General features: G+C 70.8%; 12 protein-coding genes. 3 read left to right on the forward strand and 9 right to left on the reverse strand.

Annotation, left to right across the window (positions count from 1 at the left end):
- Positions 1 to 3: 3 nt before the first annotated feature.
- A complete protein-coding gene (locus KHA85_RS14690) occupies positions 4 to 936 on the reverse strand; it encodes an alpha/beta fold hydrolase (RefSeq protein WP_213186372.1) in 933 nt (310 codons plus the stop codon).
- A 153-nt stretch (positions 937 to 1,089) separates the two neighbouring features.
- On the opposite strand from KHA85_RS14690, the gene KHA85_RS14695 reads away from it, so the two are divergent.
- On the forward strand, positions 1,090 to 1,539 hold the full coding sequence (locus KHA85_RS14695) for a limonene-1,2-epoxide hydrolase family protein (protein ID WP_063973885.1): 450 nt from the start codon (positions 1,090 to 1,092) through the stop codon (positions 1,537 to 1,539).
- Here KHA85_RS14695 and KHA85_RS14700 read toward each other — a convergent pair.
- Genes KHA85_RS14700 through KHA85_RS14720 form a run of 5 tightly spaced genes read right to left on the reverse strand, consistent with a single transcriptional unit; the run spans position 1,536 to position 6,507 of the window.
- Complete coding sequence (locus KHA85_RS14700; protein WP_213186373.1) at positions 1,536 to 1,997, reverse strand: ATP-binding protein; 462 nt, start codon at positions 1,995 to 1,997, stop codon at positions 1,536 to 1,538. The genes KHA85_RS14695 and KHA85_RS14700 overlap by 4 nt on opposite strands.
- Positions 1,987 to 2,322 carry an STAS domain-containing protein gene (locus tag KHA85_RS14705; protein WP_007632108.1) on the reverse strand — a complete coding sequence of 112 codons (336 nt, stop codon included), beginning with the start codon at positions 2,320 to 2,322 and terminating at the stop codon, positions 1,987 to 1,989. The genes KHA85_RS14700 and KHA85_RS14705 overlap by 11 nt, the downstream gene beginning before the upstream one ends.
- Positions 2,319 to 4,292, reverse strand: a complete 1,974-nt coding sequence (locus KHA85_RS14710) for a glycosyltransferase family 2 protein (protein WP_213186374.1) — start codon at positions 4,290 to 4,292, stop codon at positions 2,319 to 2,321. Before KHA85_RS14710 ends, KHA85_RS14705 begins: the two co-directional genes overlap by 4 nt.
- On the reverse strand, positions 4,289 to 5,521 hold the full coding sequence (locus KHA85_RS14715) for a PP2C family protein-serine/threonine phosphatase (RefSeq protein ID WP_213186375.1): 1,233 nt from the start codon (positions 5,519 to 5,521) through the stop codon (positions 4,289 to 4,291). The genes KHA85_RS14710 and KHA85_RS14715 overlap by 4 nt, the downstream gene beginning before the upstream one ends.
- The gene (locus KHA85_RS14720; RefSeq protein ID WP_213186376.1) at positions 5,518 to 6,507 is read right to left on the reverse strand and encodes a glycoside hydrolase family 26 protein; all 990 of its coding nucleotides are present in this window, start codon (positions 6,505 to 6,507) and stop codon (positions 5,518 to 5,520) included. Before KHA85_RS14720 ends, KHA85_RS14715 begins: the two co-directional genes overlap by 4 nt.
- Before the next feature lie 52 nt (positions 6,508 to 6,559).
- Here KHA85_RS14720 and KHA85_RS14725 point away from each other — a divergent pair, with 52 nt between their 5' ends.
- Positions 6,560 to 7,339 (forward strand): SDR family NAD(P)-dependent oxidoreductase, encoded by a 780-nt coding sequence (locus KHA85_RS14725; protein ID WP_213186377.1) that lies wholly within the window; start codon positions 6,560 to 6,562, stop codon positions 7,337 to 7,339.
- 104 nt (positions 7,340 to 7,443) lie between these two features.
- Positions 7,444 to 7,980: a ferritin gene (locus KHA85_RS14730; RefSeq protein WP_213186378.1), complete on the forward strand. Its 537-nt coding sequence runs from the start codon at positions 7,444 to 7,446 to the stop codon at positions 7,978 to 7,980.
- Positions 7,981 to 8,035: 55 nt separating this feature from the next.
- On the opposite strand, the gene KHA85_RS14735 is transcribed toward KHA85_RS14730, so the two are convergent.
- The 3 genes from KHA85_RS14735 to KHA85_RS14745 all read right to left on the reverse strand — a co-directional run bounded on the left by KHA85_RS14735 (position 8,036) and on the right by KHA85_RS14745 (position 12,524).
- Positions 8,036 to 9,682: an ATP-binding cassette domain-containing protein gene (locus KHA85_RS14735; RefSeq protein WP_213186379.1), complete on the reverse strand. Its 1,647-nt coding sequence runs from the start codon at positions 9,680 to 9,682 to the stop codon at positions 8,036 to 8,038.
- A gap of 578 nt (positions 9,683 to 10,260) precedes the next feature.
- Positions 10,261 to 11,319: a membrane protein insertase YidC gene (yidC, locus tag KHA85_RS14740; protein ID WP_213186380.1), complete on the reverse strand. Its 1,059-nt coding sequence runs from the start codon at positions 11,317 to 11,319 to the stop codon at positions 10,261 to 10,263.
- A gap of 119 nt (positions 11,320 to 11,438) precedes the next feature.
- Positions 11,439 to 12,524, reverse strand: a complete 1,086-nt coding sequence (locus tag KHA85_RS14745) for a UDP-N-acetylmuramate dehydrogenase (RefSeq protein WP_213186381.1) — start codon at positions 12,522 to 12,524, stop codon at positions 11,439 to 11,441.
- Positions 12,525 to 12,745: the final 221 nt, after the last annotated feature.

A 12,745-nucleotide genomic window follows, 5' to 3' on the forward strand; every position in this document is an offset into this window, starting at 1 on the left:
GGCCTACAGAGTGGCGGAGAAGGCGTCGAGCTCGGCGAGGAAGCGGGGGGTCTCCTCGAGGAACGGGGCGTGAGCGGACTCGGCGAATTCGACGTAGCGTCCGCCGGGGATCATCTCGGCGTTGGCCTGACCTGCCGAGGGCAGCACCACCCCGTCGTGGGCGCCGTGCACGACCAGGGCCGGGAGGGTCAGGGAGCGAAGCGTGTCGTCGTTGTCGACGCGGCGGGTGAGCAGCGCCTGCCGGACCGCCGGCGGCGTGGACAGCGACAGCCCGAGGATCCGCTGCCCGTCGGTGCCGGCGCCGTTGACCATCATGGCCTTGCCGAAGCTCGTGAACGCCTCCAGGGCGCGCGCCGGCTTCTCCTCGAACGCGCCGCCGGAGGTGACCTCCTTCATGGCCGGGCCGATCGCGCCGCCGGCCGAGCGCGACAGCGACGTCACGGCCCCACACAGCACGATCCCGGCCCCGCGCGCCTCCCCGCGGGCGGCCAGGTAGTCGGCCACGACGACCCCGCCGTAGGACCAGCCCAGCAGGATCGCGCCCGCGCCCTCGCCGATACCGACCGAGTCGAGGACCGCCTCGACGTCGTCGGCCCACTGCTGCGGCGAGTCGTAGCCGCCGGCGGGGACGTCGGAGTGGCCGTGGCCGCGCAGGTCGATCGCCACCACGCGGAATCGCTGCGCGAGCTCGCCCAGCAGCTCGGCTCCCCAGCTCGAGCTCGACTGGGCCCAGCCGTGGATCAGGACGAGGGGTCGGGAGGACGGGTCACCGAACACGCGGTAGGCGATGGTCGTGCCGTCGGACGACACCGCCGACGCGACGCCGTGCGAGGCGGCGGGCCGGTCGGTGGCGTACGCCCGGCCCGGGGCGCGCTGGCCGTGCGCGGGCTGGCCGGAGAGGGCGTCGGTGGTGGCGGGGGTCGCGTCGGAGCTCATACGGCACATCGTGCCAGCCACGGCCCGGCGGCGGTGTGCTCCTGCGCGGCCCTCCCCCGGCCCCGGCACCCGGATCACGCAGCACGCCCGTTCACCGCTATCCACCCACGCGATCGGCACCCGTTCCGCGCCCGCGGCGGTTACCGTGTGGAGATGGCAGTCACCAGCACCACGACCGACCCCGACGTGGTGGTCCGGACGTTTTTCGATGCCCTCATGGCCGGCTCCACCGCGACCGCCGCGGACCTGCTCACCGACGACGTCTGGTGGGCCAACGTCGGCCTGCCGACGATGCGTGGAAAGCGCGCGGTCGTCGGCGCCATCTCCGCGATGAATCGGAGCATCGCCTTCGGCGTGGACATCCACCACCTCGCCGTGTCGGCACCCGCGGATCCCACCAACCCGCAGGCCCCTGTCGTGGTCCTCACCGAACGCACCGACTACCTGGGCGTCGGGCCGCTACGCGTCGGGTTCTGGGTGTGCGGGCGCCTCGAGGTCCGCGATGGCCGGGTGTGCGGCTGGCAGGACTACTTCTCCAAGTCCGACATGGCCAAGGGCGCGGTGCGCGGGCTCGTCGAGATGGTCACCGGCCGGGGGCGTTAGACCTCGTCGTCGTCGACGTCGCCGGGCCGGTCGCCCGCGTCACCGCCCTCGTCCCCGCGGTAACACACCAGGTGCCACATGTTGTTCCCGTGCTTGCGGCGGTAGTCGAGCTCGTCGAGGGCGGCGAGCGCGATCGCCAGCCCGCGACCGCGGTCGGCGAACACGTCCGGCATCTCCACCCCCCGCAGGTTCACGCGCGCCGGGGTGCCGTCGTCGACGAACCGCGCCTCCAAACGCTGCGGACTGGCCCTGAGCTCGAAACGCAGGCCGACCGGCTCGCCGTCACCGGCGTGCTCGAGGACGTTCGCGGCGATCTCCGCCACCGCCACCTCGAACCGCATCCGGGTGTCCTCGTCGACGTCCTCGGCCGCACTCATCTCCCCCACCAGGTCGAGGATCCGGTCGAGCGTGCCCTCGTCCGTGGTGGCGGACAGTTCCCACCGCGACTCAGTAGCCATCGAAGGCGTCCTCGGCGGAGCCGTACGCGGTGAGCACCTTATCGAGCTTGGTGAGCGTGAGGACCCGGCGGACCTGCTCGGTGGGCGCGGCGATCCGCAGATCCCCGCCGGCCTGGCGGGCGGCCTTGAGGCCCGAGATCAGAGCGCCCAGACCCGACGAGTCGATGAACTCCGTCGAGCCCAGATCCACCACCAGGCGCCGGGCGCCGCCGTCCACGAGCTCGCGCAGCTGCTCCCGCAAGCGCGGCGCGGCGACCATGTTCAGCCTGCCGGTCGGCTGCACGACCACGGTCTCGCCGATCTGTCGGGTGTCGTAGCCGGTCATCGTTCTCCTTCTCGTTGCGGTCCCCGGTATCGCGCGGCCTGCACGACCACCGAGAGGATGAACAGATCGAACACCACCCACACCAGGTTGGCCACCACCCCCAGCACGGAGATCGCGCCGAAGTACAGCCGGACGACGCCGATCACGGCGGCGACCACGAGCAGCAGCATGACCGCCAGCTGCGGGCGGAAGAGGTACCACGGAACAGTGTCCTCACCCTGGCGGGTCTTGGGTGTGACAGCGAAGTCCAGCGGCTTGCCGAACCACACGTTGCGCACCGCCGTCCACACTGCCGCAATCCACACGGGGAAGAGGGCGAGACTGTACTGCTGCCCTCGCCAGGTGGGGGTGCCCCGACCCACCACGAAGAACAGCAGCTGGCTCAGGATGAGGAACGGGATGAGTCGGGCGAAGAAATCCACGCTCCACGCCTGCACCGGCAGCACGCCGAAGACCAGGTAGATCACCGGCGCGGCGAAGTAGACCACCGCCGCGAAGCCGGACAGGTAGCTCCACATGGTGGACCAGTACATGAGCCGCTGGGCCACGGTCAGGCCCTTCTGGACCAGCGGGTTCTCCCGCAGCATCACCTGGACGGTGCCCTGCGCCCACCGGAGCCGCTGCGTGAGCATGGTCTTGGGGTCCTCGGGCGCCAGGCCGTAGGCGAGGACCTCGTGGTGGTAGGCGGTCCGCCAGCCCGCGGCGTGGAGGCGCATCGCGGTGGCCATGTCCTCGGTCACGGAGATGGTCGCCAGGGCCTGGGTGGGCTCGGCCTCATCGGCCCTGTCCACGTCGACCGCGCTGATGAGGGCCCGCACCGACTCGATCGCCCCGAGCGGCGACCACTCCCGTTCCGCCAGGTCGTCGAGCACGGCATCGTCGAGCACGACCGTCTCGGACGCGTGCTCGTCGAGGGCGGCGATCGCGTCCAGGTCCGCCCGGATGGCCCCAAGGTCGGCGTCCACCACGGTGCGGGCCGCGGCGTCGACCTCCTGCTGAAAGCGGTAGGTGACCTCCGCGAGCGGCTCCCCCGAGCGTAGGTCGGCCCGCGCCGCGCGGACGGCCCGCCGCACGGATCCCAGTGCGGCGGCCACCTCGGGTTGGCCGGGCGGCGCCGACTTCTGGGCCCGCCTGACCACCCGGTCCGCGGTCCGCAGGGCACGCGCGACCCCGTCCTCGACCGCCGTGACGTACCCGGTGATGCCGAGCTGCATGAGGGCCTCGCGTCGAAGGACGGCGTTGGACCCGCAGAAGAACGCGGCGTTCCACCCGTCCTTGCCCTGCTGGATCGGCCCGTAGAACAGGGGCGCCTGGCTGCCGAGCGGGTCGGAGTCGGGGACGTTGACGAAATACTGCGGGGTCTGGACCATCGCCATGCCGTCGTCGGTGAAGTAGCCGAGCGTGCGGTCGAGGATCTCGGGCTCCGGCACCTGGTCGGCGTCGAGGATGAGGATGAACTCGCCGTCAGTGTGCAGCAGCGCGTTGATGAGGTTGCCGGCTTTGGCGTGGCGCGGCTTCCCGGCCCAGCTGGCCGTGCGGGTCAGGTAGTCGATACCGCGCTCGCGTGCGGCGGCGGCCAGTTCGGGCCGCGCGCCGTCGTCGAGGATCCAGGTCCGGTGCGGGTAGCGGATGCGCTGCGCGGCGTCGGCCGTCCTCAGCACCAGATCGATCGGTTCGTTGTAGGTGGTGATGAAGACGTCGACCGTCAGGCCGTCCGGGGCGGGAGGGGCGGGGGGGCGACGACGAAGCCGCCACATCGTGAAGGCGAACAACAGCGAGTCGATCAGGCTGTACGTCTCGGCGAGCACCAGGGGCACCGCGATCCACCAGGCGTCCCAGTTGATCGAGAACAGCCACCGCCACACGATGTAGTTGAGCCCGACGATCACCGTCAGCACGATGAGCAGGCGCAGATACGGAGACGGGTACTCGCTGCGCGGGACCGGCGGTGCCGGGGCCGCGGCGGTCACGGGCCCTCCCGGAGAACGGCCACCACTGTGACGTCGTCGAGCGGGGGCAGTCCCGCCGCCAGCGCGCGGGCGGCCTCGGTGAGGTCGGCCGGGCACGAGTGGGCTGCGACGAAGTTCCGCAGTGCAGTGCGGTCGCTGACCTCGTCGAGCAGGTCCAGCAGCCCGTCGGAACAGATCACCAGCATGTCGCCGGGGTTCAGTTCCTCCGTGGCCGACTCCCAGTCCGCGTCCGGCAGGATCCCGAGCGGGGGCCCGCCGCCGGAGAGCGAGTCCACCCGCCCGTCGGCGCGGCGGATCATCGCCAGGCCGTGGCCGGCGTCGACGTAGTCCACCCGACCGGTCGCCAGGTCGACGGTCGCCACCAGGGCGGTGACGAACGTCTCCGTGTGTTCGAAATCCTGCTCGAGGTGGGCGGCGGCCATCTGCACCACTTCGCTGGTGTCCGGCAGACCGTTCTGTTGACCCGATTCCTGCAGGTAGCGCGCCGACCCGCGCACCGAGGCCCGGACGGCCGAGGCGACGATCGCGGCCCCCAGTCCCTTGCCCATCACGTCGGCGACGGTGAGCCCCAGCGTGTCGCCGAGGCGGTAGTGGTCGTAGAAGTCGCCTCCCACGGTGAACGCCGGCAGACAGACGGCGGACACCCGGTAGCCGTCGAGACCCTCGAGGGGCCGTGGCAGCATCCGCCGCTGGATCTCGGCGGCCTTGTCGATCTCGTCGGTGCGCTCGAGCTCGCGCTGCGCCCATTCGGCGAGTTCCACGAACGTCTCGAACTGCTCGCCGTCGAGGTGTCGCGGCTCGAAGTCGTAGAGGCAGAACGTCCCCACCGGGTGTCCCGAGGGCCCGTACAGCGGGTAGCCGGCGTAGAAGCGGATCCCCCCGTCACCGCCGATGCCGGGGATCTCCGCGAACTCGGGGTCCGCCGCGGCGTCGGGGATCACCAACGCGGGGTCCTCGGGACGTCGGTAGGCCCGGGCGATGGTCGTGCGGCACACCGTCTTCTCCCGGGGCACCTCCACCAGGTCGAGCCCCTCGATCGCCTTCATCCACTGTCGGCTCTCGTCCATGAGCGACAGGGACGCGGCCGGCACGCCCAGCACTCGCCGCGCCATGCGGATCACCTGGTCGAAGCGGGCCTCGGGAACGGTGTCGAGCAGCCCGAGCCTGTCGACGTCCCGCATCCGCTGCTCCTCTGCGTCTGCGGGGATAATCCACGGGTGGGCGGTCATCTCGTGTTGCGCTCTCTCGTCATGGCGTCCGCGACCGCGGCTGCGGACCCGGGGGTACTGGCCAGGCGCCAGTCGGCCTCTTTCAGGTGGTCGAACCAGACGAACGCTGACACGTCCTCACGGGAGTCGAGGTAGTCGACCAGCTGCGTGATCCACTCCGGCTTGGACCCGCCGGCCTCGGCGCTGGCCACCTCGGTGACGGCCACGGGCAGTCCCGGCGCGATGCGACCCACCTCCTCCAGCGTCGAGTCGAGGAGCTCCGCCGGCGACTGCCAGCGACTCCACGGCTGTGTGGTCCCCCAGTTATAGCCGTCGACTCCGACGACGTCGACATAACCGGCTCCCGGGAACAGGGGTCCGATCGGGCTGCTCCCGGGGTGCGGGACGTTCACGGCCCAGACCCATTTCACGTTGTGCACCGCCTTGACCTCGAACAGGTCATGAACGTGCCGCCACGCGGCCACGTAGGTCTCCGGCGACGTACCGCCTGCCGGGCCCCACGGATACCAGCCGCCGTTCGGCTCGTGGGCGAACCGCAGGTACACGGTCCCGCCCCAGTTCCTCAGTTCGTCGGCCCACCTGTAGAGGTGGTCGTCGTGCACACCGGCGGCGATCTGCTCCATGGGGTACGCGCCGCGGTCGTAGGCGCCGGACCCGAGCGAGCGCCACGGCTCCCAGGTGACCATCGGCTCGGCGCCCCGGCTCCGCACTGTCTCGAGCGCACCGATCGGCGGCGGCGAGGCGAAGTCGACGAACCACATCTCGACCGCCGGGGGTTGCCCCACGGTCCGGACGACCTCGCGGTACTCGGCGTCGGCGTCCGGGCCGCCCGGGGTACTGACGCCGAACCGCGTACACGCGTCGCCCGACGCGGTGAGGGGTGCCTGGGCCACGTCGCACTCCTTGCTCGATCCGCACGCGGCGCACGCGGACAGTCCCAGCACCACACCGAGAATCACCGCCAGGACGCGCATCCGTTCCAGCATCCCCGGTGGCATGCGTGTGCGTGAGAGTTTCAGCCCACCTAATCTCGGTGACATGAGCACCGAGCACTCCGCCGCCCGCGACCGCCTGTCCGCCCTGCCCGCCGAGACCCGCGTCGCCGTGGTGACCGGGGCGTCGTCCGGGATCGGCGAGGCGACCGCGCGTGAGCTGGCGCGGATGGGCTTCCACGTGGTGATCGGCGCGCGGCGCGTCGACCGTCTGCAGACGCTGGCGGAGGAGATCGGGGGCACGGCCATGCCGCTCGACGTGACCGACGCCGAGTCGTGCGAGGCGTTCTGCGCGACCGTTCCCCGGCTGCACGTGCTGGTCAACAACGCCGGCGGCGCCAAGGGCACGACCAGCGTGATGGACGCCGACGAGGACCAGTGGCGCTGGATGTGGGAGACCAACGTCCTCGGCACGCTGCGCATGGTGCGGGGGCTCATGCCGGTGCTCGTCGAGACGGGCGACGGGCTGGTCGTCACCATCACCTCGATCGCCGCGATCGAGGCCTATGACAACGGCTCCGGCTACACGTCCGCCAAGCACGCGCAGGCCGTCCTGCACCGCACCCTCCGCGGCGAGCACCTGGGCCAGCCGGTGCGGTTCACCGAGATCGCGCCCGGCATGGTCGAGACCGAGTTCTCGCGCGTGCGGTTCGACGGCGACGACGACAGGGCGGCCGCCGTCTACCGTGGGCTGACCCCGATGGTCGCGCAGGATGTGGCGGAGATCGTCGGCTTCGTGGCCAGCAGGCCCTCCCACGTCAACCTGGACCAGATCGTGGTGAAGCCCCGCGATCAGCACTCCGCGACGCGCGCGCACCGGAGCTGATTTTGGTAGGTGAGCCTGTCCAACCGAAAGGCAGGTTAGGCAATCTGACCTGGTAAAACGTCGGAAATCGCCATAGTCTGGCCCCCTACTGAAAGGGGCCCGCCATGGCCAGGAACAAGAACACCTTCGTCGATCTCCTCTCCGCTCAGGTCGGTCACGAGTTCGCCGCCAGCCAGCAGTACGTCGCGATCGCCGTGTGGGCGGACGCGCAGGACCTGCCGCAGCTCGCCGGTCGCTTCTACTCGCACAGCCTCGGCGAGCGGAACCACGCGATGATGATGGTCCAGTACATGCTCGACCGCGACATCCCCGTCACGATCCCCGCCGTCCCCGCCCCGGAGGCCCGGTTCAGCGGCCCCGCCGACGCGCTGCGCCTCGCGCTCGAGCAGGAGAAGCAGGTGACGCGGCAGATCGAGGACATGTTCCAGGCGGCCCGCGCCGAGTCCGACCCGCTCGGCGAGCAGTTCATGCTGTGGTTCCTGCGCGAGCAGGTCGAGGAGGTCGCCAACATGAACACGCTCGTCACCATCGCCGAGCGCGCGGCCGACGACTGGTTCCGCATCGAGGAGTACCTCGCCCGCGAGAACGACTCCTCCACCAACACCGGCACCCCGCCGTCGGTGGCCGGCGGCGCGGTCTGACGCACGGGCACCGCGCCACCGCGGTGGGCCGGGGCTCACCGCGGTGGGGCGGGGCTCACCGCGGGGTTATCACGTCGTCCACCCCCACGCGGTCGCAGAAGCCGTCGTCGTGGCTCACCAGCAGCAGCGCACCCCGCCAGCCGGAGAGGGCGTCGGCGAGGACCTCCACCCCGTCCAGGTCGAGGTTGTTGGTCGGCTCGTCCAGCACCAGCAGCTGCGGGACCGGCCGGGCGAACAACCTCGCCGCGAGCGCCGCTCGAAGACGCTCGCCTCCGGACAGGTCCCCGAGCCGGCGGAACCCAGCGTCGCCGATGAAGAGCAGCCGCGCCGCGTGGGCATGCGCCTCCTCCGCCGGCGCCTCGGGGCGGACGGCACGGATCGCGTCGACGACCGACCACTCCGGATGCTCGACGCGAAGATCCTGCGGCAGCAGGGCCCAGGGGACGTGAACGACCTCGTCGTCGTCGCCCCGGTTGGCTCCGCTCGCCACCTCCGCTCCCCGCGTGCGGCCGGCTCCGCGCGACCCCGGCCCCGCGACACCCTCACCGAACAGGCGACGCAGCAGCGTGGTCTTGCCGCTGCCGTTCGGACCGGCCAGTCGTACCCGCGCCGGCCCGACGAGGTGGATCCGGCCGGCGACCGGATCGTCGGCGTCCAGCACGACCCGGCCCGCGGGGAGCTCGGGATCGGGCAGGTCGACGCGCAGCAACTCCTCGCGTCGCACGGCGGCGTCGGCCTCGCGCATCCGCTCCTGCGCCTGCTCCACGCCCTTCGCGTGCGTGGCCCGGTAGCGTGCCGCGGACTCCTGGGCCTGCCGCTTGCGCATCCCCATGATGATCTTCGGCTCGCGCTTGTTCGCCTCCATCTTCCGGCCGTACCGCTCGCGCCGCGCCAGCACGACCTGCGCCTCGACCTTGTCCCGCTTCTGTGCGCGTAGTTCGTTGCGCGCCCCGGTCAGACTCTGCAGCGCGGCGGCCTGCTCGGACTCGATCACCTCGCGGTAGTGCGAGTACGGCCCACCGAACACTCGGCATCGGCCAGCCCGCATCTCGACGGTCGTCCCGGCCCGCTCGAGCAGGCCCAGGTCGTGGCTCACCACCAGCGCGATGCGTTGCCCGCCGGCGACGAACCGGTCGATCGACGCGAACAGCCGCGCTCGCGCCCGCGAGTCCAGATTGTTGGTGGGCTCGTCGAGCAGGAGTACCCGCGGCTGTCCGAGGAGCCGGCCTGCCAGCGCGGCGAGCGTGCGTTCCCCGCCGGACAGCGCGAGCACCGACCTGCCCAGGTCCGTGGGCAGGCCCAACTCGGCGAGCAGCGCGCCCGTCCGCTCTGCGATCGACCAGTCGTCGGCGAGGCGGGCGAAGTCGTCGTCGTCGCCCCCCCCCGCCTCGATCCGCTCCAACGCCGCCAGCTTCCCGCCCACGCCGAGCTCGTCGGCGAGGGTGCGCTCCGCGGGCGCGTCGGCGAGCAACTGCGGGAGGTAGCCGACGGTGGGCGGCAGGGCGGGCTCGCCGGCGATGCTGATCGACCCGCGAGTCGGGCGCAGCTCGCCGGCGATGAGGCGCAGCAGGGTGCTCTTGCCCGCGCCGTTGCGGCCGACGAGTGAGGTGAGGCCGGGACCGAGATTCAGGTCGAGGCCGTCGAAGAGCGGGGTGTCGTCGGGAAACGCGTACGCGACGTCCGACAGGACGAGGGATGACATGCGTGCTCCAGGGAGGTGGCGGATGGGCCGGGTCTCACCTGGCGTCGAGCACTGTTCTCGGGTCTCCTCGTCTCGGGTTCTCGGCCGTGCCCCTCGCGGCGCCGGTCTCCCGGGGTCGCGCCGTGCAGCTGCCGACGTACGCCGAGCAGACTACGCCCGGCGCGCGGAACTGGCAATGGGCCGTGCGACAACGAGTCGAGGTATCGATCCCACGGTTGTGGTGTAGCTACTGCGAAATCTGGGCCGGATTTTCGCAGTAGCTACACCAAAATTCCAGCGGCTCGGCGCGAGCGGCTCTGTGGCCTGGCGCCGTCAGCTCGGCTTCGGCGCGCTGCGCTCGGCATCGCCAGGGCTGGCGCCCTCGCCTTCGCGGATTTTGGTCGTAACCATCGTGGGGTTTCGGCGAAATCGCCTGGATGGTTACGACCATTTCCGCGCTGAGTACATCCAATCGCGGGGCTCGGACTGCAGGAAGCCGCGGGGAAGGTCGGGGTGCGGGGAAGCGCGGGGTGCGGTGTGCGAGGAGGCGTGGAATGCGGGCGGCGCGGGAGGCGCGAGAGGCGAAGCCTCGAGCCGGACTACATGAACGCGCTGGGGGGAAGGCCCTCGCGGCTGCTCATGGGCAGCTCCTTCTCCAGCTTCTCCATGAAGATGTGCGACTGCACGGCGGTCCAGATGTTGTTGGTGAGCCAGTAGAGGCCGATCGCGATGGGGAAGTTGAAGAAGTACGCGCCCACGATCGGGAAGAACGGGAACAGGTACATCATGATCTTCATCGACTGGTTCATCGACTCGGTCATCTGCTCGGCCATGGACTGGAAGTCCTGCGGCTTGCCGTCCGGCCCTGCGCCGGCGGCCGCGCCAGCGGCCCCGGTGGTCGCGGGAGCGGGTGCGGCGGGCTTCTCGCCGTCGACCTCGAGCACCTCGCCGTCGACGACCGGGCCGCCGGCGCGCTCCTCGGCGTCCACGCGGGCCAGGGCGGCCTGCTCGGCGGCCTTGGCGGCCTTCTGCCGGCGGAAGGAGTTCCACATGTTGATGAACGTGGCGATGCCGGCCAGCACGAACAGCGGCACGGCCAGCATGAGGATGTCCTCGCGCATCAGCCCGGGGTGCAGGGAGTCCATGACCTCCTGCGGCATACGGATGTAGGACGCCAGCGGCACGCCGAAGATCTCGGCGTTGAGGAACGACGACACCTGCTCGGGGCCGAACGCCCCGTTGGTCATCTGCGAGGCCTCCTCGATGGACTTGCCGGGAGGCGAGAAGTTGAGCAGCACGTAGTACAGGCCCAGGAACACGGGGATCTGCACGAGGAGCGGCAGGCAGCCGGCCAGGGGGTTGACCCCGGCGTCGGCGTACAGGGCCTGCATCTCCTTGGCCTGCTCCTGGCGGTCCTCGGGGGACTTGCGGTCCTTGTACTTGTTCTGCAGCTCCTTCATCTTGGGAGCGAGCTGCGCCATCTTGCGCATGGAGTACTGCTGCCGCCACATGGACCGCAGGAGCAGCAGGCGCACGGTCACCACCAGCAGGAGCACGGAGCCCACCCAGGCGACGCCCGAGTCGGGGTCCACCACGAAGCTCAGCGCCCAGTGCCAGAACTTCATGACGAGCGACACCGGATACGCGAACAGGTCCACGGGCGATTCTCCAGGGAAAACGGCGGCGCCGGGCGGGCGCACGGGGGCGTGACGAGCTTAGAAGGCCTGGGACCAGCGTGCCAGGAACAGCCGGCGCGCCGGGCGGCGGGGCCAGCCTGTCAGATGTGGCAGCCCACCCACACGGGTTCGGGGTGCAGTTCCACGCCGAACGCCTCCCGCACGCCGTCGCGCACCTCGCGCGCCAGCGCGATGATGTCGTCGGACGTCGCCGCGCCCCTGTTGGTCAGCGCGAGCGTGTGCTTGGTGGACAGGCGGGCGGGGGACGACGACGAAGGGTGTCCCTTGCCGAAACCGGCCCGCTCTATGAGCCAGCCCGCGGAGAGCTTGACCCCGCCGGGCGCGGAGAAAGCGGGCATCTGCTCGGCCGGGCCGGACCCCAGACGGGCGGCCACCCGGGACCGCACCGTGGGGAGTTCGTCCTCGCGAATCACCGGGTTGGTGAAGAAGGACCCCGCGGACCAGGTGTCCTCGTCGTCGTCGTCGAGCACCATCCCCTTGCCGCGCCGCAGCTCCAACACGGTACGCCGCACGACGGCAGGGTCGGTCCGCTCGCCCGGCGTCACGCCGAGGCGGCCGGCGAGCTCGGCGTACCGGATCGGCTCGCTGCGCCCCGCGGGGTCGAGTCGGAACTCCACCTCGAGCACCACGGCGCGGTCGGTGTTCTTCAGCACCGACGTGCGGTAGGCCAGCCCCAGGGCCTCCGGGGTCACCCACTCATCGACGCCGGTCGCGCGGTCGTACCACCGCACGCGGTGCAGGATCTGGGCGACCTCCACGCCGTACGCGCCGACGTTCTGCACGGGCGTCGCACCGACGGACCCGGGGATGCCGGACAGGCACTCCAGGCCCCCGTACCCGCGCCCGACGGTGTCGGCGACGAGGTCGTCCCAGGTCAGCCCGGCGCCGGCGCGCACGACAAGATTGCCCTCGTCGGCGCTGGTGAGGTACTCGACCTCCCGGTTGCGCACGGCCACCACCACCAGGTCGAGGTCACCGCCGGCGACCACCAGGTTGGACCCGCCGCCCAGCACCAGCACCGGGACCTCGGCGGCGTCGAGGGCGCGCACGGCGGCGACCACCGCCTCGGGCGTCGCGCACTCGAGCAGCGCTCGCGGACGGCCACCGATGCGCAGGGTCGTCAGGTCGGCCAGCCGCACGCCGGGGGTCGCGGTGACGCCGGCGATGTGGGTCAGCTCGGCGACGACCGGGTCGGCGGGGTGCGGCGGGGGCTGTCTCTTTTATACATCTCCCCGCCCCCCAGACAACTCAGGGGCTCGGATGCCGGCTTCTTCTTGTAAAAAAAAAAAAAAAAAAAAAGTAACATACATAAACCAATTAAATACATAGCACTACTCGAATAACATGAAGACCCACAAAATGTTATTCACTCTTATAGATTGCCATA

It is taken from the genome of Dietzia massiliensis (assembly GCF_018390595.1).
GTDB lineage: Bacteria > Actinomycetota > Actinomycetes > Mycobacteriales > Mycobacteriaceae > Dietzia > Dietzia massiliensis.

Excerpts from the sequence above, each read along its gene's own strand:
- KHA85_RS14690 (WP_213186372.1), bottom strand. The coding sequence starts at position 936 with ATGAGCTCCGACGCGACCCCCGCCACCACCGACGCCCTCTCCGGCCAG.
- KHA85_RS14695 (WP_063973885.1), top strand. The coding sequence starts at position 1,090 with ATGGCAGTCACCAGCACCACGACCGACCCCGACGTGGTGGTCCGGACG.
- KHA85_RS14700 (WP_213186373.1), bottom strand. The coding sequence starts at position 1,997 with ATGGCTACTGAGTCGCGGTGGGAACTGTCCGCCACCACGGACGAGGGC.
- KHA85_RS14705 (WP_007632108.1), bottom strand. The coding sequence starts at position 2,322 with ATGACCGGCTACGACACCCGACAGATCGGCGAGACCGTGGTCGTGCAG.
- KHA85_RS14715 (WP_213186375.1), bottom strand. The coding sequence starts at position 5,521 with ATGACCGCCCACCCGTGGATTATCCCCGCAGACGCAGAGGAGCAGCGG.
- KHA85_RS14720 (WP_213186376.1), bottom strand. The coding sequence starts at position 6,507 with ATGCTGGAACGGATGCGCGTCCTGGCGGTGATTCTCGGTGTGGTGCTG.
- KHA85_RS14725 (WP_213186377.1), top strand. The coding sequence starts at position 6,560 with ATGAGCACCGAGCACTCCGCCGCCCGCGACCGCCTGTCCGCCCTGCCC.
- KHA85_RS14730 (WP_213186378.1), top strand. The coding sequence starts at position 7,444 with ATGGCCAGGAACAAGAACACCTTCGTCGATCTCCTCTCCGCTCAGGTC.
- KHA85_RS14735 (WP_213186379.1), bottom strand. The coding sequence starts at position 9,682 with ATGTCATCCCTCGTCCTGTCGGACGTCGCGTACGCGTTTCCCGACGAC.